Below are 19,443 nucleotides of genomic sequence, written 5' to 3'. Positions count from 1 at the left end.
GTTGAGAGGGGTACCCCCCTCCCCTCCAAGGGTATCTTGTGCGTAACGCTCTTTTTATCAATAGCTTGCAGACGGTATGCTGCTGTAAAATATTGTAAATAAATAGGTTGCTTGCAAAATACTTTGAATCAACGAGTTAGCAGGGCAAATACGTTCACTAACCCAATGTCGTTGGCTTTTGGGGGCGACATTTCAGTTCTCGGTTATCGGGCTTTCTCGAAATTACGATGCCATCTTTATGTTTCGCCAGGCAGAAGCAACAGACATCCCACGTTCGATAATTTGAAGGAATTTCGTGCCCTACGGAACTCTTTTTGGGCCAGTGCTTATTCCAACATGCTCGACACATGCTATGTCTGGACTTTCCGGTGCTGATGCCAGCCATGCTACCGCAGCACAAAGCCTTGGGTTAGCCAACGTATTTATTGCGTTAGCAACAATAGAAAACCCCGGCTCAGCCGGGGCTTCTATTGGTCCTGTTTCTATTTTATCAATTCGATAGAAACTCATGCGCCATGCGAATGTTCTTGTCTGGCGCGGGGATTTGCGGTTTTGGGGCTTGACAGATTTTTAGAGGGCTTCGGGTTTGAGAACTAGATTTTGACCCTGGCCGCTGGCTCTGGTCGTCAGGGAGCGGTTTCTGTCTTCTATGCGGCCGAAGGTGCTGACCAGGAGTCGTTGCATCTTAGCGGCGGCGCCGGTGACTGCGGTGGGGATGTCGGAGGAGTCGTTGGTGACGGCCAGCGACTGATGGCGTTTAGGACGAACTTCGAGGCGGCAGCGTTTGTCTTGCGCTCCTGATTTGTCTCCGTTTTCGTCGCTGAGATGAACCTCAACCCGGGTGATGTCGTTTTTGAAGTGGTCGAGGATCCGATAAAGGTCGGAATGGATTAGGTTGGAGAGTTTTTTGTGCATTGAGATGTTTTTATCGCTGCTGATCTGAATCTGCATTCGTTAAACTCCTTCTCACTTACATGCACCTTTAGACGCGGCAGGGCGGTTTTAAGTGGCCGACTTTTTTGCACAGGCGGAGTTATGGGTGGAGCGAGTTTCTCTCCAGTGGCACTCTGGTGGCAACAAGCGTTAAACTTGTCGATCTTGAAGATCCTCGCATCTCTGCGGTCGTCGGGAGGGACGTTTGAGGAGAGCGAGTGAGGTTGCGCTATGACCAGCAAGGCGAAGCACTACCGGATCGGAGATGTGACGGTAACGAAGATCCATGAGGTGGATCTTGAGAGCTTCAGTCTTGCGACTCTGCTGCCCGGCTTTCGCGCTGAGGTGTTGAACGAGTGTCCGGACGGGATTGCGCCGAGGGTTGGGTCGTCTGGAAAGGAGAATATTGTTCTGAGCGTGCATACGTGGCTTGTGAGAACGCCCGAGCACACCATCCTGATTGACACTGGAATTGGCAATGGGAAGAATCGTCCTTCGGCGTCAATCTTTCATCAGCTTGATACTCCGTTTCTCGATCGGCTCGGCGTTGAAGGTGTGGAACCGGAGGAGGTGGATTATGTGCTCCTGACGCATCTGCATGCGGATCATGTTGGGTGGAATACGCGAATGGATGAGGACGGAGTGTGGGTTCCTACGTTTCCAAATGCCACGTATATGTTTTCGGCGGTGGAACAGAGATATGGCGCGGGCCTGCACTATGAAGACGGCCGCGCGGAGGCTGTGCGCTCGGCGGTGAATCTGGGAACTCCCGTGCGTACTCCGACGCGGGGGACTTATCTGGATAGTGTGGCGCCGATTCTCGAGGCTGGGCGGGATGAGTTAATTAAAGTCGATGGAAGAGAAGTGCTCGAGGGGATCTCGTTTGTTCCGACTCCAGGGCACAGCATCGATCATGCTGCGATCGTTCTTCGATCGAAGGGGGAAGAGGCCTTGTTCGGCGGCGATGTGCTGCATCATCCGGTTGAGATTTACCAGCCGGAGATGGCTTCGATGTTTTGTGAGTTTCCGACTGAGTCGCGTGGTTCGCGACTGATCTTGCTGGATCGTGCGGCTGAGACGGGGGCTACTTATTTCAGCAGCCACTTTAGCGATAGCTCTGCGGGACGGATTACGCGGAAGGGAAGTAGCTATGGGTGGGAGTTTGTTTGAGTGGCGGTGAAGTTGGCGCAAAGGCAGATTTGCGACGTTAGAGAGCGGAACAGCGATCTCCGAGGAGGAGTCTCTGAGATCGCTGTTCCCCTCAGCTTTCCTGCAAGCTTAGTTTGTTGATTTGAGTTGGTGTACGAGCTGGCTGAGATTTTCGACGGTTACCAGGTCCGTTAGTTTTCCTTCTTTGTCGAAGGTGAAAAACTCTGTGCCGTCCACGCGAATGCTTTTGTTGGTCGCGGCAATGACGCCTTCGGGGGTGGGGAGATCGCCTCTCTGAGTACCGGTGATGATAAAGCGAATGGCGGCTGTATTGCCGTCGACGACCGTCGTTAGATCGGTGATCTTCACGTCGGGAAACGGTCCAACGAACCTGCCGATTCGACTGACAAAAGCAGCGCGGCCGTTCACTTCGGTTCCGTTGGAGTCGACGCGGAGGTTTTCTGTTACAAGATCGCCGTTTTTGCTGAAGTCGCGGTTGTTGAAGTTTTTGTGGAACTGAGAGACGTTGTTGAGAATGAGCTTTTCGTAGGTGCTGTATTGGTGTGGGTTGTGTGTCGGAGCGGCGCTCGTGTCTTGAGCGGCACTGGCTTGAGCGAAGCAGGCTCCCGGAGGTACGTCAGCACAGCTTCGTGCTGCTGCCTCCGAATGTCATATACAGTTTAGGCGCCCACAAGGCGGAGGAGAGTGGCAGTGTGCCGCGCCGCCGGCTGCGGGTGCCCTTGTTCAAAGAGAGTGTTCCTACGATTCAAGCGGGGGAGGGGCCCGCCGGCATCGTTACGGTGTGCGGAGAGATTCGTTTTGAAGGCGTCGGCATACCGGGTTTTTTTGCTCAATCGGGTGAACCGATGATTGAGCACTTTGATGGGCCGGATGGGTTGCGAGAGCATTTCATTGTTCTTCTTGCGGAGTCTGCGCGACCTCAATTTGGAACTCGGCCTCTGACGGAAGCTCTGTTGAAACAGTGCCTGATTCTGCTGTTGCGGCGGAAGATCGAACGCGGCGGCGCACCTCTGCCGTGGATTGCGGCACTGAGCGACAGAGGACTCTCCAAGGCGCTGCATGCAATTCTTCATCGTTACTCGGAGCCATTTACTGTGGAAACGCTGGCTTCGATTGCCGGGATGAGCCGCGCGTCCTTTGCCTCCCGCTTTACGAAGGCCTTTGGTCAGACGCCAATCTGTCTGTTGAGGTCGGCGCGTCTTAGCCGTGCGAGGGAACTTCTGGCTACGTCAGATGGGTCGATTGATCAGGTTGCTCGCTGTGTCGGCTTTTCGAGCCGGAGCAGCTTCTCGCATGCTTTTCGTCAGGCATACGAGATCGATCCATTAGCGTTCCGTTCCAGTTCGCTGGTTGGAGCGGACTCGACCTCTTGAGGAGGATTTGATCAGGAGATGGCGGTGGTGACGAGCGATTGGGCTTCGGTTTGGATTTGTTTTAGGTGGTCTTTGCCTTTGAAGCTTTCGGCGTAGATCTTGTAGACGTCTTCGGTGCCGGAGGGGCGGGCGGCGAACCAGCCGTTTTCGGTGGAGACTTTGAGGCCGCCGATGGGGGCGTGGTTGCCGGGGGCTTCGGTGAGGATGGCGGTGATGGGCTCGCCGGCTAGCTGCTTTGCTGTGACTTGTGCGGGGGAGAGTTTGGCTAGTTTTGCTTTTTGATCTTTGGTGGCTGCGGCGTCGATGCGCTCGTAGACGGGGTTGCCGTATTTGGCGGTGATTTCGGCGTAGAGCTGGCCGGGATCTTTGCCGGTGCGAGCGGTCATCTCGGCGGCGAGGAGGCCGGGAATGAGGCCGTCTTTGTCGGTGGTCCAGACCTGGCCGTTGCGGCGGAGGAAGGTGGAACCGGCGGACTCTTCGCCGACGAAGCCGAGGGTGCCGTCGATGAGGCCATCGACGAACCACTTGAAGCCTACGGGGACTTCGAGCATGGGGCGTTGGAGGCCTTTGGCGACGCGGTCGATGATGGAGGAGGAGACGAGGGTTTTGCCGATGCCGACTTTGTCGGACCAGTCGTGGCGGCTGGTGAAGAGGTATTGGATGGAGACGGAGAGATAGTGGTTGGGGTTGAGGAGGCCGGTGGTGCGGGTGACGACGCCGTGGCGATCGTGGTCAGTGTCGGCGGCGAAGGCTACGTCGTACTTTTCTTTGTTGGCGATCATGCTGGCCATGGCGTAGGGGCTGGAGCAGTCCATGCGGATGCGGCCGTCCCAGTCACAGGTCATGAAGCGGAAGGTGGCGTCGACGTTGGGGTTTAGGATTTGTAACGGAAGATGATACTTATCGGCGATGCGGGGCCAGTAGTGGACGCCGGCTCCGCCGAGAGGGTCGACGGCTAGCTTGAGGGTGGTGCCTTTGAGGCAGTCGAAGTCGATGACGTTGGCGAGGTCGTCGACGTAGGAGGTGATGTAGTCGTGGCGGTGGGTGGTCGATGCGTTGAGGGCTTTGGTGTAGGGGATTTTTTTTACGGCGGTTAGGCCCGCGGCGATGATTTCGTTGGCTCGGTTCTCGATCCACTTGGTGGCGGTGGTGTCGGCGGGGCCGCCGTTGGGTGGGTTGTACTTGAAGCCGCCGTCCTCGGGTGGGTTGTGGGAGGGGGTGATGACGATGCCGTCTGATTGATGATCTTTGTGCTTCGCGTTGTAGGTGAGGATGGCGTGGGAGAGCGCGGGGGTGGGGGTGTAGGCGAGGTCGGTGTCGACCATGACTTCGATGTTGTTGGCGGCGAGGACCTCGAGGGCGGTGGCGAAGGCGGGCTCGGAGAGGGCGTGGGTGTCTTGCGCCAGGAAGAGCGGGCCGGTTGTGCGCTGGTCGCGACGGTAGTCGACTATGGCCTGGGTGATGGCGGCGATGTGGTCTTCGTTGAAGGCGGTGTTGAAGGCGCTGCCGCGATGGCCGGAGGTTCCGAAGGCTACGCGCTGTGCGGGGATGGCGGGGTCGGGGTGGAGGGTGTAGTAGGCGGTGATGAGGCGGGAGAGGTTAACCAGGTTGGCTGGGAGAGGAAGATGGCCGGGCTGGTTGGGGGTCTGAGTTGGATGGTTGCTCATGCCGTTGGTGTCCCTCTCTGGGTGGCTTTGATTTGTTATGACCTTTGACACTATATGGGATGCGTGTGGTGTGGGAAGTGAATGCCGCGCCCGGAGGTTGGGAGGATTTGCGATGACACTGAAGTCGCAGCGGAAGATGCTTGTATTTTGGGTGCGGTTAGCCTAAAACGGGAATGATCCGGGTTGTGTGTTTTGATTTGGAACACTGCTGGGCTGCTACTGGCTGCCTTCGACGTGCGCCGCTGAGTTTTGATCGTTGAACAATGGCTGGTTTCGTTCGCTGAGTGCGCGGGGCCTGTCCATGAGGGGTTGGATGGGCCTGGTACGACGGATTTTGCTGCACGGGGTTGGGCTTGCGGGGTTGTGGGCCGCGGCTTTGCCGGTGTTCGCGGTGGAGGCGACACTGGTGGCAGACGCTCATGTGAACAGCGCGCGGCCGGCGGTGAATAGTGGTGCGATCTCGAATTTGAATGTGGGCGGCGGGTATACGGCGCTGTTGCAGTTTGATTTGTCGACGCTGCCGACGGGGACTACGGCGGCGCAGGTGTCACGGGCGACGCTGAGGCTGTATTGCAACCGGATGGATACTGCCGGGCTGGTGAGTGTGCAGTCGGTGAACGGGAGTTGGGGCGAGTACAGCGTGACGTATGGGTCGCTGCCGGCGCTGGGGAGTGCGACGCAGACCGTGTCGGTGGGGCAGGCTGGGGCTTATGTTGCGGTGGATGTGACGGGGCTAGTGCAGGGATGGATTAGTTCTCCGTCGACGAATAATGGGGTGGCGCTGACGGCGGGAGCGGCGGTGTTGCAGTTCGATAGCAAAGAGAATGATCTGACAGGCCATGCGGCTGTGCTGGATGTGGCGCTGGCTTCCGGTGGGGTGACTGGAGCTACCGGGCCTGCGGGGCCACAGGGACCGGTTGGACCTGCGGGGGCTGCAGGTGGGACGGGGCCGGTTGGACCTGCGGGGGCGCCTGGGTTGAGCTTTCAGGGGGCTTATGCGGCGGGTTCGACCTATGCGCTGAATGATGTGGTGACGTATCAGGGGTCGAGCTTTGTTTCGTTGACCGGGGAGAATCGGGGGAATACGCCTGGAGTGGCGGCGCAGTGGTCAGTGCTGGCTCAGGGTGGTACGGGTACGGGATCTGGTAGTGGTACGGGTGGGCTGGCGTATGAGGGAACGTATGCTTCGGCGACGAACTATGCGCTGAATGATGTGGTGACGTATCAGGGTTCGAGCTATGTCTCGCTGATTGTGGCGAACCATGGGAATACGCCGGGGCTCAGTCCGGGGGATTGGGGCGTGCTGGCGTTGGGAGCGGTGGGGATTCAGGGGCCTCCCGGAGCCACTGGAGCACAGGGTTTGCAAGGGTTGACTGGACCGGCTGGGCCGACTGGGGGTGCGGGTCCGACGGGGGTTACGGGTGCGGCGGGCGCGCCGGGGCTGCCGGGGTTGGTGTACCAGGGGAGCTACGCTTCGACGACGAACTATGCGTTGGGGGATGTGGTGCTGTTCCAGGGGGCGAGCTATGCTTCGCTGCTGAACGGGAATCATGGGAATACTCCCAGCTTGAGTCCGGGGCAGTGGGGCGTTCTGACGGCGCAGGGGCCGACGGGTGCGACGGGAGCGCAGGGGCCGCAGGGAGTCGTCGGTCTGCAGGGATCGCCGGGGTCGGTGGGGCCGAATGGGCCACAGGGGCCTCAGGGATTGCAGGGGATCCCCGGGCAGGCGGGGGCGCAGGGGTTGGCCGGTGCTACGGGGGCGCAGGGGTTGAGTGGGCCGATGGGTCCTGAGGGGCCTGCGGGACCGGTGGGCATGACGTTTCGGGGGACCTATTCGTCGGCGGTGAACTATGCGTTGGCGGACGGGGTGCTGTTCAATGGGTCGGCGTATGTGTCGTTGGTGGCGAATAACGTTGGGAATACTCCGAGCTTGAGCCCTGCACAATGGTCTTTGTTTGCGACAGGGTCGCAGGGTGCACAAGGGCCAGCCGGGCCAACTGGTCCGCAGGGTTTGCAGGGTCCAGCAGGGGCTGCGGGTGCGGCGGGAGCGCAGGGGGCGACGGGAGCGACTGGGCCGCAAGGGCCGCCGGTGGCGAACTTCACAGGGAACTATGTTTCGTCGACGAACTATGGGCTGCATGATGCGGTGAGCTTCGATGGTTCGACGTATGTTTCGTTGGTAGCGGGGAATGTTGGGAATACGCCTTCTCTAAGCCCGGCGCAGTGGGCCGTGTTGGCTGCGCAGGGTATCGCGGGGCCTGCTGGTGTGGCGGGATCTGCTGGACCGGCTGGTCCGACGGGCCCTGGTGGAGCGGCGGGCGCGACGGGAACTCAGGGGCCTCCCGTGAGCTTTTTGGGTGGATGGCTGGTGGGGACAAGCTATCAGGTGGGCAGTGCGGTGAGTTTTGGCGGATCGAGTTACATTGCGCTGGTGGCGAATGGTGGGAGAGAGCCGGATGTGAGTCCGACGTTTTGGGGCGTGTTGGCGCAGGCTGGAGGGCAAGGACCAGTGGGGGCCACCGGTGCTACCGGCTTGCAGGGGCCGACGGGGTTTCCGGGAGCGCAGGGGCCTGCGGGGCCGACCGGAGCTACGGGGGCGGCGGGACCGACGGGTTTGACTGGGGCTACGGGGCCCGCGGGGCCACAGGGAGTTGCTGGACCGGCTGGGGTGGCGGGGCCGGCGGGGTTGGTTTATCGGGGGAGCTACTCTTCGAGCACGAACTATGGATTGAATGATGCGGTGAGTTTTTTGGGGTCGAGTTACATCTCGCTGGTAGCGAGCAATCAGGGGAACACTCCGAATGTAAGCCCGTCGGTGTGGGGTGTGCTGGCGGCGCAGGGTGCGGCTGGAGCCGCGGGAGCGACAGGTGCGACTGGTGCTCAGGGGACGGTGGGCGCGCAGGGTCTTCAGGGAGTTGCGGGTCCGACTGGATCAGCGGGTGCGGTGGGAGTGACGTTTCGCGGGGCTTGGGGTGCTGCGGTTGCTTACCATACGAATGATGTGGTCAGCTTCAGCGGATCGACCTACCTGGCGACCACGGGGTCGACGGGCTCGGAGCCGGATATCTTTCCGTCGGTGTGGGCAGTGCTGGCGCAGAACGGAAGTACCGGTGCGACGGGGCCTGCTGGTGCGACGGCTTCGGTGAGCGTGGGGACGGTGACGACGGGCGCAGCGGGGACGCAGGCTAGTGTGAGCAATGTTGGGACGGGGAGCGCGGCGGTGTTGAACTTCACGATTCCACAGGGTGCTGCGGGCGCGAATGGCACAGGCGGAGGTGGAGGTGGTGGAGGGACGAGTGGGATTCCGTTTGCTTCGATCTTCCACTCGGTGTCGTTCAATCTGCTGTTTCACTCGGTGAACAGTGCGGTGGATGCGACTACGGAGAGCGATTCTGTTTTGACGTGGGTTCCAGCGGGATGCACGGCTACGCAGCTGAGTGCGTTTTCGCGTCAGACAAATACGGTAAATGTGATTCTGCGGCAGGGGACGCCTGGGAATATGGCGAATACTTCGCTGGTCTGTACTGTGGCTCCGGGAGGGGCTTGTACGGTGAACGGGAATGTGGCAGTAGTGGCGGGGAACTTTGTGGATTTTACGGTGACGGGCGCTAGCGGGACGGATTCGTCGATGTGGGTGGCACTGGTTTGTAATTGAGGTGGGGCATCCTGCCGGACGGGCCACTGCGCGTGGGGCGGTCACTTCGTGACTTGTGTACTTTCTTGGTGGGGGATTTGCTCCGGACCTTCCGTTGGTCGGCGTGGAGATTTTCAGAGGCCAGCGGCGAGTGAGGTGCGGAGGTCTTTTGCGAGCGTGGTGAGGGTGGTGAGTTGAGCCGGTGTGGGTGCTTTGAGGATGTGCTCGATCTTGCGGGCGATGTCGGTGCCTTGCTGGTAGCCGAACATGCCGAGAGAGCCGGTGAGCTTGTGCGCGATGTTGTAGGCTTCGAGGCGTGGAGCTTCGGGGAGTGCGCCGGAGGCGGCGATGGAGGCGGTGCGGTCGAGCAGGTCGAGACGTTCACGCAGAGTGGGGAGATTTTTCTCCCATAGGGTGGCGAGGACGTTGTCGATCTGGTCGTTTTTTTTCGTCTCGGTTTTCTTCATATTTTCTTCATGTGGATTGGCTCTGGCGAGGCGATTCGCCGGGGAGGCCGACTACCTAGAGACTATGCGGGTAGTTTACTGCTGATCGTGCAACTGGGGAGAGTGAATGTCACCTGATTGCACCAGAGGTAACGGATTGCTTGTATTTCGCTGCGCTTCGGGCCGAAGGGCATAGCCACCATCGTTTGATGATTTTGGGAAACCAAACTGTCGATTCGGCTAGTCTTTCCAGCCGAGGGCGGTAGAGATCTGCTCGGCGAGGGTGAGGGGATCGAAGGGCTTGAAGAGGATTCCCGCAAGGCCGAGGCCTGCGAAACGCCTCTGATCGACTCCCTGAACTTTTGCGGTGAGGAGCAGGACGGGGATGTGGGCGATGGCAGGAGTCTGCTGCATTCTGGCGAAGGTGGTGGGGCCGTCAACGCCGGGCATCATGACGTCCATCAGGATAGCGTCGGGTTGTTCGGCGGAGGCGATGTCGATGCCTTCGGCGCCGGAGCTGGCGGTGAGGATCTGCCAGCCTGCGGTGGCTTCGAGGGACAGAGCAGCTACTTCGCGAATGTCATCTTCGTCGTCAATGATGAGTATGCGTCGCATGAGAGGCCATTCTCTCATGCAACGTGAGTTAGCGGAGTTGTCTTGCTGGCTTCCTGGCTCGGGGACTTACGCGGCTGGGCCGGCGGCGGCGAGGTCAGAGAACTTGGTGCGGAGGCGGTGGACCATGGAGAGCACGAGCTCTTCGACCTCCTGGGGCTGGACCTTGGCCTTGGTTAGGAATTCGGTGGGGCCGAGGCGGAGTTTGGCCATTTCGGTTTCGGAGATTTCTCGGCCAGAGTAGACGACCAGCGGCATGGTGCGCAGGGTGGGCTGCTGGCGGAGCCACTCGACGAGCGAGAAACCATCGCCGTCGGGGAGGGTGAGGTCGAGAATGAGAAGGTCGGGTGGCCGGGTGATGCACTGGCGGATAGCCTGCTGGCGGGTGGCCGCGTGATCGATGTGGACGGCGGCGTCATGGAAGCTGGCGGCGAGGACACTGGCGAGGTCTTCATCGTCTTCGACGAGGAGGACGTAGGCGGGGCCTTCGCCCTGGTGGAGAACTCGGCCTAGTTCTGCGAAGAGAAGATTTTCGTTGAATGGCTTCTGCACCCAGCCCTGGGCGTCGCCGGTGAGTTGGGGGCGGAGGGTGGAGGAGAGAACGCTGAGGACCACGACCGGGATGTTGGCTGTGACGGGGTTGTTGCGGAGGCGTTGGAGAGTCTCCCAACCGCTGAGGCCGGGCATGTAGAGGTCGAGGAGGATCGCTTCGACTTGATGTTCGGCTGCGAGGACGAGGGCCTGTTCGCCGGAGTTGGCTTCGACGACGGTGTAGCCCTGGCGAGTGAGGTGTTCGGAGACGACGGTGCGGATGCCGGCGTCGTCGTCGCAGACCAGGATGGCTCCTTCGCCACGTGGCGGAAGCTGAGAGGGGACGGCGACATCAGACGCGCGGCTGGTGCGGGGAAGCATCATGTAGAGCGTGGTTCCGGGGCCAAGGTTGCGCTGAGCCCAGATGGAGCCGCTGTGCTGCTGGACGATGCTGCGGCAGATGGCGAGGCCGAGGCCGGTGCCACCTTTCTGGCGGGCGTCGGAGGGTTCGATCTGCTGGAAGCGGTCGAAGATGGTGTCGAGCTTGTCGGAGGGGATGCCGCGGCCTTCGTCGACGACTTTGAGGAGGATGGAGTCGGAGGCGGCCTCTGTGTGAATGCGGATCGTGGAGGCGGCGGGAGAGAACTTGATGGCGTTGGAGAGAAGGTTGGTTAGGACCTGGAGGATGCGGTCGGCGTCGCCGTCGAAGAAGAGGGCCTCGGGATAGGCGGCCTGGGCAACGGTGGAGGGCTCGAGCGCGAGATGAACGGTGTTCGCGTCGGCCATAGGCGTCATGGTGTCGATGGCCTGCTGGGCTAGATCGCGCAGGGAGCAGCGGCGAATCTGCAGGGGAGCGCGACCGGACTCCATGCGCTCAAGGTCGAGGATGTCATTAATGAGGCGGATGAGGCGGTCGGTGTTGGTGACGGCGATGCGGAGGAGGTTGAGTGCTTTGGCGTCTACGTCGCCGATGATGCCGGAGGAGAGGAGACCGAGTGCGCCGCGAATGCTGGTGAGGGGAGTGCGCAGCTCGTGCGAGACGGTGGAGATGAACTCGTCTTTGAGGGTGTCGAGTTCGGAGCGGTGCGTGAGCTGAAGAGTGTGCTGATGCTGCTGCTCGCGGGCCTGGCTCAGCTGATCGGAGAGATCGCGGTTGATACGTTGGACGCGCAGAAAAGCGAAGAGCAAAATTGCGGAGGTTGTGAGGAGCGAGAGATAGCCAAGTAGAGGAAGGATGTGCATTTTTTCCGGTAACCTATGGTAACTGCATATCAACTTGTCGGTAACAAATTTTGGTGACCGTTGGAAAACTTATATCACGTACGTGTCAAAGCGCAGTTTGGATGAGGGCTCGGTCGAAATGTTCAGTGAACCCCGATCCGGTACGGAAATATTCTGATTTCAGGCTGAGGATGACAGAAAAATCGTGTTAGTGGGAATAACACCTCCGTGGGTTATCAGAGATGACAACATTGGAGGGAAAGCACTTAGGCGCAAAAAAGGCCGCGTTTTCCGGAGAAAAGGCGGCTTTTCGCGGGTTTTTTGGGGTTTAAGCGGTTACTGCAACCTGGTCGAGGATACTGGCCCATTTCTTGCCTTTTCGGGCGGCCTGGGCGTTCTTGTGGAAGGCATAACCGGTAATCAGGGGGAGAGCGAGGGTGGCTTCCGAGAAGACCATCTGCTCGTAGGTTAGGTCGACTTTGCCCCAGCTGGAGGCCTCTTTGAGGGTAGAACCGGATAGGGCGCCGTCGCGGGCGTCGGCTACGGTGATCTGGATGGCGTACTTGTGCATGGAGGCTTCGACGCCGAGGATGTCGGCGGCTACGACGATGTCCTGTGCGAAGTTCTTGGGGACGCCGCCGCCGATCATGAGCAGGCCGGTGGTGGGGTTGGCGATTTTGAGCTGGGTGATCTCGTAGAAGTCCTTGGCGGAGTCGATGGAGACCATGGGCTTGCCCTGGCGAGCGTGCTGGTGGGCGACGAGGCCGAAGCCTGCGGAGCAATCGGAGAAGGCGGGACAGAAGATGGGGACGTTCTTCTCGTAGGCGGCGAGGACGATGGAGTCGCGGCCTCCAGCTTGTGGAGTCTTGCCGTTCTTCGAGAGGTAGGCGCCCATCTCGCGGATGAACTCGCGGGAGCTGTGGGGCTTGGGATCGAGGGAGTTGGTGATCTGGTGGGTGGTCTCGTCGCAGATGCGGAGCTCTTCTTCGTCGATGAAGGTGTCGTAGATGCGATCGATCATGAGGTCGCGGAGCTCGGCGTCACCTGCGCCGTACTTGTACTCGTCGCCAGCGACGTAGTGGTTGAAGCCGAGGGCTTCGAAGAAGTCCTGATCGACGATGTTGGCGCCGGTGGAGACGATGGCGTCGACCATGTTGTTGCGGATGAGGTCGACGAAGATCTTTTGGAGGCCGGCGGAGATGAGCGAGCCGGCAAGGCAGAGGATGACGCCGCAGTCGGTGTCGCGGAGCATCATGTCGTAGATGTTGGCGGCGCGGTGGGTGTCACGCGCGGAGTAGGCCATGTGGCCCATCGCCTCAACCAGGGGTACGACGTTATGTTGTTTGATGTCGAGGTGCTGGATGGGGCGGGCGAGAAGTTCTTTTTTTGTCGGCATAGCTCTACAAGGATATCAATGTTTTGGTCTGGATTGGCGCGGGTTTTATGTGAATTTAACAATGGGCGACGAAGCCAGGCCGGTGGGTTGACTGTGCGCGGTGCATTTCCTGATCAAACTGCCGGCTGGGCTGCGCTAACTGCTTATTTCTGCTTCGTTTCAGTGCAACGATGCGTGATGATTAGCTACGATGAGATCTTTACGAAACAGCCTGATCTATCTTTGTGGACTGGTTCTGCTGTTGCAAGCCGGATTCGCGCAAGAGGCGAGTTTCCGTATCACGCCGCTGCATCCCGTACAGGAGCTGCGGGAAAGGGCGCTCACGGCGCAGCCACCAAGGGAGCACGGGAGCTTTCGCGCACCCGATCTGGTGGAGTTGGTCAAACTCGATTCCACGATCAAGCTCGATGTGCGGTACGCAACGGCAGACAATTTTCTTAGTACTCCGGTGTATACCGAGGCGCGGACCTTTCTTCAGAGACCGGCAGCCGAAGCGTTGCTCCGAGCTGCGGCCGAGCTCAAGATTCGCGGATATGGCCTGATCCTCTACGACGGCTATCGTCCGTGGTATGTCACGAAGATGTTCTGGGACGCGACGCCCCGGGACAAGAGGATGTTTGTCGCCGATCCAGCTACGGGCTCTAAACATAATCGCGGATGCGCAGTGGATCTCACTTTGTACGATCTGGCAACGGGCAAAGAGGTGACGATGCCTAGTGGATATGACGAGATGACTGGTCGCGCGTATGCCTACTATTCCGGTGGCACGGTTGAGGAACGCGCTCACCGTGCCCTTCTACGCGAGGCGATGAAGAAGCAGGGGTTTGAGGTGAACCCCACCGAGTGGTGGCACTTCGATTACAAGGATTGGAGACAGTATCCGATCCTGAATGTGAAGTTTGAAGATCTCGGCCACTAGGGATCACGCTGCTCCACCAGGGGGTTGCCGACACTTGTGTTTCAGGCTGGGTCACCGAACCAGCGATGGATCGTTTCTTCCAGAGCTGTCAGGTTCGGATCCGCGTCTGCGGCCCATGCTACGAAACCGTCAGGTCTCAGGAGCAAGGCTGCGAGGCCTTTGTTATCTTTCGCCTGGGCGCGCACGTATTTCAGACGCCCGTTCCATCTTCTGCCCAGCGTGCTCAGTTCTTCCTTGGCTGACAGGTCGAGCAGAAGTCCGCTTCCGTCCCTCAGGATCGGGCCGAGGCGCGAGCCGTCCTCAAACTCGAGGTCGGGTGCGCTGCGGCCGATGAGGGGATGGTCGCCGGGAAGGTCGTATCGCAGCAGGATGCCGGAGATCTTTTCGGCGAAGTAGGTCGTTCCATCCTTTGTGTTGATGAGATCGCGGATGACACTGGTAATGGCTTGAGCGTGAGGGTCTGGGCGCATGATGGCGACCTGCGCGCGTGTCCAGTTGAGAGCCCAGGCTCCGACGGGATGACGCTCTGCGGTGTAGGTGTCGAGCAAATCTTCGGGAGCCCATCCCTTGATGGTTGCGGCTAGTTTCCAGCCCAGATTCATGGCGTCGCCGAGGCCGGTGTTGAGTCCCTGGCCTCCGAGCGGTGAGTGGATGTGCGCGGCATCGCCGGCAAGTAGCACACGGCCTTTTCTGTAGGTCGTCGCCTGACGCGCGCGGTCGGTGTAGCTGGTGGCCACGTGCAGCGTCTTGATCGTTACGTCGGTGTTTGAGACTCGGCGAAGAATGGCCTGCAGGGATTCGAGTGTGATCTCCTGCTCGCGATCGAACGCGGCATTGTCGAAGTCGACGAGTCCAATGCGACCGGGGCCAGGGCCATTCACGTACATGCCATGGGGTGTGAGATTAAAGCCGAGTTGCAGCTTTTCAGGGTCGGCGAGCTCGGCCCATGCGCTGTAGCCGGTGAACTCGGGGTCGGTGCCTGCGAATTCGAAGCCTGCTACCTTTCGAATTGTGCTGCGGCCACCGTCGCAACCGACGAGCCATTTGCATTGGAACGACTCGTTGCCTGCATGAACAGTCACACCATCTTCGGATTCAGTGAAGTCTGTGACTGGCATGCCTCGCTTCACTTCAACGCCGAGTTTCAGGGCATGCTCCGCCAGCACCTCTTCAAGTCCTTCAAGGGAGGCCAGGCCTCCGGCGGCGGACGGGCCCTGCACGAGATATGGTTGGCTGGAGAGGTCGATCTTTTTCGCATCGAGCATGATGCCAGCGAAGTGGCCGGCAAAGCGCTGCGCGGGCGCGGAGGTGTTTGCCTGCGCGTTCAATGCGAAGCCTAGCCTCGTGGGGTCCATCCACGCAAGCGAGGATTCGCGTACGTCTTTCAGCATTCCTCGCCGATAGAATGCGTCGACGGAGGGAAAGTTCAGTCCGCGCATTCCCATCCAGCCTTCTTTGAGCGGCGAGTGCGGATCTTCCATTCGCTCGAGGACGAGCACTGATGTTCCTGCCAGCCCAAGTTCAAAGGCGAGGAAGAGACCTACCGGTCCGGCGCCAGCAATTACTACGTCGTAAGCCAATTGATATTTCTCCGTGTAAAGAATCTCTTCTGTCATCTACGGTTGATCGAGGAGGATGTTCCCTCCTTGCTAGCACTGCAAAATGGCGTTTGGCCTAGTGTGCAGCGGTGCATTTCGCGACGATAAGGGTGATGTCGTCGTGCTGCTCGTGCGGGCTGAATTGCTGGATCACGTCGATGGTGGCGGAGAGGATCTCCGCAGGTGCAAGGTGAGCGTTTCGTTGGAGCGCGGCGATGAGGCGGTCTTCGCCGAACTCCTCTTCCGACTCGTTGAAGGCTTCGGTCACGCCATCGGTGTAGAGGGCGAAGATGTCGCCGGGAGAGAGCTGGCAGTCGACGGTGGGGGAGTGCCACTCCTCGAAGAGACCGAGGACGGTTGCGGTGGGATGGAGGAGCTCGACCTTTCCTTTGTCGCGGAGCAGGATGGCACAGAGGTGGCCGCAGTTGGCGTAGCGGAGACACCCTGTGGTGTCGTCGTAGTCGGCGAAGAAGACGGTGGCGTAGGCGCTGTCGGTGGTGTTCTGGAAGAAGAGGCGGTTGACGGATTGAAGAAAGAGCTGGGGTTCGTCGCGGGCGAGGGCGAACTGGCTGCGCAAGTTGGCTTGCAGGTTTGCCATGAGGAGGGCGGCGGCGATGCCTTTGCCGGCGATGTCTCCGATGACAAGGCCGAGACGCTGATTGCCGAGTGCCAGGAAGTCGTAGTAGTCGCCGCCTACGTGGCGAGCCTGGATGCAGATGCCAGCGTAGTCGAGGGTTTTGAGCGGTGGTAGGGTCTGGGGGAAGAGGCGTGCCTGTACCTGCTTGGCGATTTCCAGCTCCTGCGCGCTGCGGCGCTCCGCCTCGATGCGTTCGGCTGCCTGGCGTCGCTGGCGTTCGATCTCGCGAGTGATCTGATCGGAGCCGAGAAGTTCGAAGGAGTTTCCGTCGATGTCGTAGAACCCGGCGACTGTGCCTCCGAAGAGGGTCTGCTGGGGAGGATGGTGAAAGCGAACGCCGCGGCTGCGCCATTGCTCGTACGTGGCGTTGATGTCTTCGGAGAGGAAGCCTACCTGCGTGTTGCGCCCGATGAGTTTGTAGTTTTCAGTTCCGGGCCGGGGGGCGATGAGGGCCAGGACCGTGGAACCGTCGGGCGGCGCGATGGCAACCCAGCGGCCGTCGAAGTCGTAACGAGCGTCTGCGACGACGCTGAAGCCTAGCTGGTCGACGTAGAACTTGAGGCTCAGGTCGTGATTGCGGACGTAGATCGTGGATTTGAAGACGCGCAGGTAGATGCACTCGGGGCAGTCGCGGTATCCCGTTTCGGCGATCAGGGAGGGGGCGGTCACGAGGCTTGCGGTGCTGGGTTTCAACGGATCTTCCTTGAACGGATTTTGGTCGGCGGACGACTGGTTGAGGTCAGACCCTGGTTGCTTCTGCGGAACTGCGGTCGATCATCGCTCCGATGGTAATTGGATTTAGGTGGATTGTCTCAGACCCGGCTTGGGCATCGATCAAGGCTTGGATTGGAGGAAGGCCTGGACGGCTTTGTCGAAGGCGGCGGGCTGGTCGTACATGATGAAGTGGCGGGAGTCGTCGATGCGGATGGGTTGGAGATTGGGCTTGGTGGCGTAGGCGGTGGTGTAGAGGGCTGTGACCTGTTCGACGGGACCTTGCGCTGCTTCGTAGGGATAGAGGAGGGTCATCGGGGTTTTGATGGTGGAGAGTTGGGAGCGGAGGTCGGTGCTGAGGTCTTCGAGCATGGCGTTGGCGAAGACAGTGCGGTCGGAGGCGAGGGAGGAGGCAGAGACCTGGCGTTGGCCTTCGGGGTCTTTGACCATGCGATTGGTGTAGAGGGGTTGGGTGGCGGCGAATTGGTCGTTGGGCATAGCGATGAACTGGTCGTGCATTTCGAGGGCCTGGGGACGGACGGTGTCGACCGTGGCGGCGGGGTTGAAGACGAGGCCGTAGTAGGGGAGGGTGTCGATGATGAGGAGCTTGCTGACGTCTTCGGGGTGGGCCTGGGCGAGCATGAGGGCAAGGAGGCCGCCCATGGAGTGGCCGATGACAGGGATCGGCTGGAGGTGATTTTCGGCGATGTATTGGTGGAGCTGCTCGACTACGGGGGAGAGGATGGGGCCGGTGGCGTTGGGGCCTGCGGGTTCGCCGGCGAAGCCTGCGAGTTGAACGAGGTGAAGGCGGTACTTCGCGGTGAGGAGCTTGCCTTCGGCGGCGTAGACGTCGCGGGAGCTGGCCAGGCCTGGGAGGAGGAGGACGTCGGAGGCGGTGCCGCGGGGTGCGCCTTCGATGACGACGGAGAAGCGGGTGGGGGCGGTGGTGATGGTCTGGGTGGCGGGCTTTGCCGGGGTGGATTGGCCGAAGAGCGGTTGGCGCAGTAAGAGGAGAGCGGCGAGCAGGAAGAGGAGCGCAAGGAGGCGGAGAGCGGTGCAGGAGGCGGTTTGAGTGGGAGAGGTCATGATTGGCTCCTAATCGTTTCTTGACTTGAGTGTGCCGCGGTCGGGGCCTGGATGCCAGTGTTTCGAGTCACTGTTGGCGGGTGACAGTTGTCATTGTGAGAGTGGATATGAGATTGCGGGCTGATTTTTATCTTCCGTTGAAGAGGCCGTCGAGTTGTAGGCTTAGGGTGAGGGCTTTTACGTGAACGTGAACTTTGCGGAACGGGCACATAACCATAACTGGAAGTTGGACCCGATTGTGCGGTCACTGCTGGATACGGACTTTTACAAACTGCTGATGCTGCAGTTTATCTGGAAGAACTTTCCCAAGGTGCATGTTACCTCGGAGGTTACAAATAGGACGGTGTCGGTGAGGCTGTCGGAGGAGATTCCGATGGCGATGCTGGTGGACCAGATGGAGCATGTCCGGGGGCTGAGGTTTCGCAGGTCGGAGATTATCTGGCTGGCAGGGAATACGTTTTATGGGACGCGGTCGATCTTTGAGCCGGCGTTTCTGGAGTGGCTGGAGAGGGATTTTCGGCTGTCGGAGTACACGGTGACGGAGCACGATGGCCAGCTCGTCATACGGTTTGACGGGCTGTGGACCGAGGTGACGATGTGGGAGGTCTACGGGCTGGCGCTGGTGAGCGAGATGAAGACGCGAGCGGCGTTGAATACCTTGAGTGAGTTGGAGCTGGATGTTTTGTATGCGAGAGCGAAGACGAAGCTTTGGGAGAAGATCGAACGGCTGCGTGCAGTGCCGGAAGTGAGGATCTCGGAGTTTGGGACGCGGCGACGGCATAGTTTTTTGTGGCAGGAGTATGTGGTGCAGGTCATGCGGGTGGCGCTTGGGGCGAGCCTGTCGGGTACGTCGAATACGTTTCTTGCTTACAAGCATGACTTGGAGGCGATGGGAACCAATGCTCATGAGTTGCCGATGGCGATGGCGGCGTTGACGGACGGGGATGAGGCGCTTCACGCGTCGCAGTATCGCGTGTTGGAGCTTTGGCAGAAGAGCTATGGCGGGGAGCTGTTGATTATGCTGCCGGATACGTTTGGGACGACGCAGTTTTTAGAGGGGGCGCCGGATTGGGTGGCGGATTGGACTGGGCAGCGGTGCGATAGTAAAGACCCTTTTGCTGCCGGGGATGAGTATGTCGCGTGGTTGACGGCGAGGGGGAGAGACGCGAGGAAGAAGCGCTTGATTGCTTCGGATGGTTTGGATGTGGACGATATTCTTCGGCTGCATGAATACTTTCATGGGCGGATTCGGTTTAGCGCTGGATGGGGGACGCTGCTGACGAATGATTTTCGTGGGTGTCATCCGAGGGGAGAGACTGCGCTTGAGCCGATCAGCCTGGTGTGCAAGCTGATGACGGTGGAGGGAAGGCCGGCGGTGAAGTTGTCGGACAATGCTCGGAAGTCGACTGGGCCAGTGGAGGAGATTGCGCGGTATCGGCGGGTGTTTGGGAGTGTGGCTGTAGAAGGGGCGCTGGTTACTGTTTGATGTGGCCTGCCGGCCGGGCTCGC

At 59.9% G+C, this 19,443-nt stretch carries 15 protein-coding genes; 5 read left to right on the top strand and 10 right to left on the bottom strand.

Translation table 11 applies throughout. The features are described from left to right. Positions 1-570: 570 nt before the first annotated feature. Positions 571-951 carry an HPF/RaiA family ribosome-associated protein gene (locus RBB77_RS15885; protein ID WP_353062717.1) on the bottom strand — a complete coding sequence of 127 codons (381 nt, stop codon included), beginning with the start codon at positions 949-951 and terminating at the stop codon, positions 571-573. 213 nt (positions 952-1,164) lie between these two features. Between RBB77_RS15885 and RBB77_RS15880 the strand changes: the two genes are divergently transcribed. Continuing rightward, positions 1,165-2,103 carry an MBL fold metallo-hydrolase gene (locus RBB77_RS15880; protein WP_353062716.1) on the top strand — a complete coding sequence of 313 codons (939 nt, stop codon included), beginning with the start codon at positions 1,165-1,167 and terminating at the stop codon, positions 2,101-2,103. Between the two features lie 108 nt (positions 2,104-2,211). Here the strand turns inward: RBB77_RS15880 and RBB77_RS15875 are convergent, their stop codons facing one another. Next, on the bottom strand, positions 2,212-2,619 hold the full coding sequence (locus RBB77_RS15875) for an ester cyclase (RefSeq protein WP_353067646.1): 408 nt from the start codon (positions 2,617-2,619) through the stop codon (positions 2,212-2,214). Positions 2,620-2,795: 176 nt separating this feature from the next. On the opposite strand from RBB77_RS15875, the gene RBB77_RS15870 reads away from it, so the two are divergent. After that, positions 2,796-3,476 (top strand): AraC family transcriptional regulator, encoded by a 681-nt coding sequence (locus RBB77_RS15870; protein WP_353062715.1) that lies wholly within the window; start codon positions 2,796-2,798, stop codon positions 3,474-3,476. An 11-nt stretch (positions 3,477-3,487) separates the two neighbouring features. Here the strand turns inward: RBB77_RS15870 and pgm are convergent, their stop codons facing one another. Then, the gene (pgm, locus tag RBB77_RS15865) at positions 3,488-5,143 is read right to left on the bottom strand and encodes a phosphoglucomutase (alpha-D-glucose-1,6-bisphosphate-dependent) (protein ID WP_353062714.1); all 1,656 of its coding nucleotides are present in this window, start codon (positions 5,141-5,143) and stop codon (positions 3,488-3,490) included. A gap of 313 nt (positions 5,144-5,456) precedes the next feature. Here pgm and RBB77_RS15860 point away from each other — a divergent pair, with 313 nt between their 5' ends. Beyond that, positions 5,457-8,798, top strand: coding sequence for a DNRLRE domain-containing protein (locus RBB77_RS15860; RefSeq protein WP_353062713.1), 3,342 nt, complete (start codon positions 5,457-5,459; stop codon positions 8,796-8,798). Between the two features lie 113 nt (positions 8,799-8,911). Here RBB77_RS15860 and RBB77_RS15855 read toward each other — a convergent pair whose 3' ends face one another. The 4 genes from RBB77_RS15855 to RBB77_RS15840 all read right to left on the bottom strand — a co-directional run bounded on the left by RBB77_RS15855 (position 8,912) and on the right by RBB77_RS15840 (position 12,983). Continuing rightward, a complete protein-coding gene (locus RBB77_RS15855; protein ID WP_353062712.1) occupies positions 8,912-9,244 on the bottom strand; it encodes an Hpt domain-containing protein in 333 nt (110 codons plus the stop codon). Between the two features lie 219 nt (positions 9,245-9,463). Continuing rightward, positions 9,464-9,838, bottom strand: coding sequence for a response regulator (locus RBB77_RS15850; RefSeq protein WP_353062711.1), 375 nt, complete (start codon positions 9,836-9,838; stop codon positions 9,464-9,466). Between the two features lie 66 nt (positions 9,839-9,904). Next, positions 9,905-11,608 (bottom strand): ATP-binding response regulator, encoded by a 1,704-nt coding sequence (locus tag RBB77_RS15845; protein ID WP_353062710.1) that lies wholly within the window; start codon positions 11,606-11,608, stop codon positions 9,905-9,907. Positions 11,609-11,915: 307 nt separating this feature from the next. Further along, positions 11,916-12,983 carry a 1,9-bis(guanidino)-5-aza-nonane synthase gene (locus tag RBB77_RS15840; protein ID WP_353062709.1) on the bottom strand — a complete coding sequence of 356 codons (1,068 nt, stop codon included), beginning with the start codon at positions 12,981-12,983 and terminating at the stop codon, positions 11,916-11,918. A gap of 190 nt (positions 12,984-13,173) precedes the next feature. On the opposite strand from RBB77_RS15840, the gene RBB77_RS15835 reads away from it, so the two are divergent. Next, positions 13,174-13,902 (top strand): M15 family metallopeptidase, encoded by a 729-nt coding sequence (locus tag RBB77_RS15835; protein WP_353062708.1) that lies wholly within the window; start codon positions 13,174-13,176, stop codon positions 13,900-13,902. 41 nt (positions 13,903-13,943) lie between these two features. Here RBB77_RS15835 and RBB77_RS15830 read toward each other — a convergent pair whose 3' ends face one another. The 3 genes from RBB77_RS15830 to RBB77_RS15820 form a co-directional block, all read right to left on the bottom strand. Beyond that, positions 13,944-15,518, bottom strand: coding sequence for an FAD-dependent monooxygenase (locus RBB77_RS15830; RefSeq protein ID WP_353062707.1), 1,575 nt, complete (start codon positions 15,516-15,518; stop codon positions 13,944-13,946). Positions 15,519-15,576: 58 nt separating this feature from the next. Continuing rightward, entirely contained in the window at positions 15,577-16,830 is a 1,254-nt protein-coding gene (locus RBB77_RS15825) for a PP2C family protein-serine/threonine phosphatase (protein ID WP_353062706.1), read from the bottom strand. Positions 16,831-16,971: 141 nt separating this feature from the next. Further along, the gene (locus RBB77_RS15820; RefSeq protein WP_353062705.1) at positions 16,972-17,934 is read right to left on the bottom strand and encodes an alpha/beta fold hydrolase; all 963 of its coding nucleotides are present in this window, start codon (positions 17,932-17,934) and stop codon (positions 16,972-16,974) included. Positions 17,935-18,115: 181 nt separating this feature from the next. Between RBB77_RS15820 and pncB the strand changes: the two genes are divergently transcribed. Continuing rightward, positions 18,116-19,420, top strand: a complete 1,305-nt coding sequence (pncB, locus tag RBB77_RS15815) for a nicotinate phosphoribosyltransferase (RefSeq protein WP_353062704.1) — start codon at positions 18,116-18,118, stop codon at positions 19,418-19,420. The last annotated feature ends 23 nt before the right edge of the window (positions 19,421-19,443 follow it).

It is taken from the genome of Tunturibacter psychrotolerans, from assembly GCF_040359615.1.
Lineage (GTDB): Bacteria > Acidobacteriota > Terriglobia > Terriglobales > Acidobacteriaceae > Edaphobacter > Edaphobacter psychrotolerans.
Note: the sequence above shows the minus strand (reverse complement) of the source record. Positions and strands in the feature narration are given on the sequence as shown.

What these genes read in the sequence shown, in the direction of transcription:
- RBB77_RS15835 (WP_353062708.1), top strand. Translation starts at nt 13,174, where the DNA reads ATGAGATCTTTACGAAACAGCCTGATCTATCTTTGTGGACTGGTTCTG.
- pgm (WP_353062714.1), bottom strand. Translation starts at nt 5,143, where the DNA reads ATGAGCAACCATCCAACTCAGACCCCCAACCAGCCCGGCCATCTTCCT.
- RBB77_RS15860 (WP_353062713.1), top strand. Translation starts at nt 5,457, where the DNA reads ATGGGCCTGGTACGACGGATTTTGCTGCACGGGGTTGGGCTTGCGGGG.
- RBB77_RS15880 (WP_353062716.1), top strand. Translation starts at nt 1,165, where the DNA reads ATGACCAGCAAGGCGAAGCACTACCGGATCGGAGATGTGACGGTAACG.
- RBB77_RS15845 (WP_353062710.1), bottom strand. Translation starts at nt 11,608, where the DNA reads ATGCACATCCTTCCTCTACTTGGCTATCTCTCGCTCCTCACAACCTCC.
- RBB77_RS15855 (WP_353062712.1), bottom strand. Translation starts at nt 9,244, where the DNA reads ATGAAGAAAACCGAGACGAAAAAAAACGACCAGATCGACAACGTCCTC.
- RBB77_RS15840 (WP_353062709.1), bottom strand. Translation starts at nt 12,983, where the DNA reads ATGCCGACAAAAAAAGAACTTCTCGCCCGCCCCATCCAGCACCTCGAC.
- RBB77_RS15850 (WP_353062711.1), bottom strand. Translation starts at nt 9,838, where the DNA reads ATGCGACGCATACTCATCATTGACGACGAAGATGACATTCGCGAAGTA.
- RBB77_RS15885 (WP_353062717.1), bottom strand. Translation starts at nt 951, where the DNA reads ATGCAGATTCAGATCAGCAGCGATAAAAACATCTCAATGCACAAAAAA.
- RBB77_RS15830 (WP_353062707.1), bottom strand. Translation starts at nt 15,518, where the DNA reads ATGACAGAAGAGATTCTTTACACGGAGAAATATCAATTGGCTTACGAC.
- RBB77_RS15820 (WP_353062705.1), bottom strand. Translation starts at nt 17,934, where the DNA reads ATGACCTCTCCCACTCAAACCGCCTCCTGCACCGCTCTCCGCCTCCTT.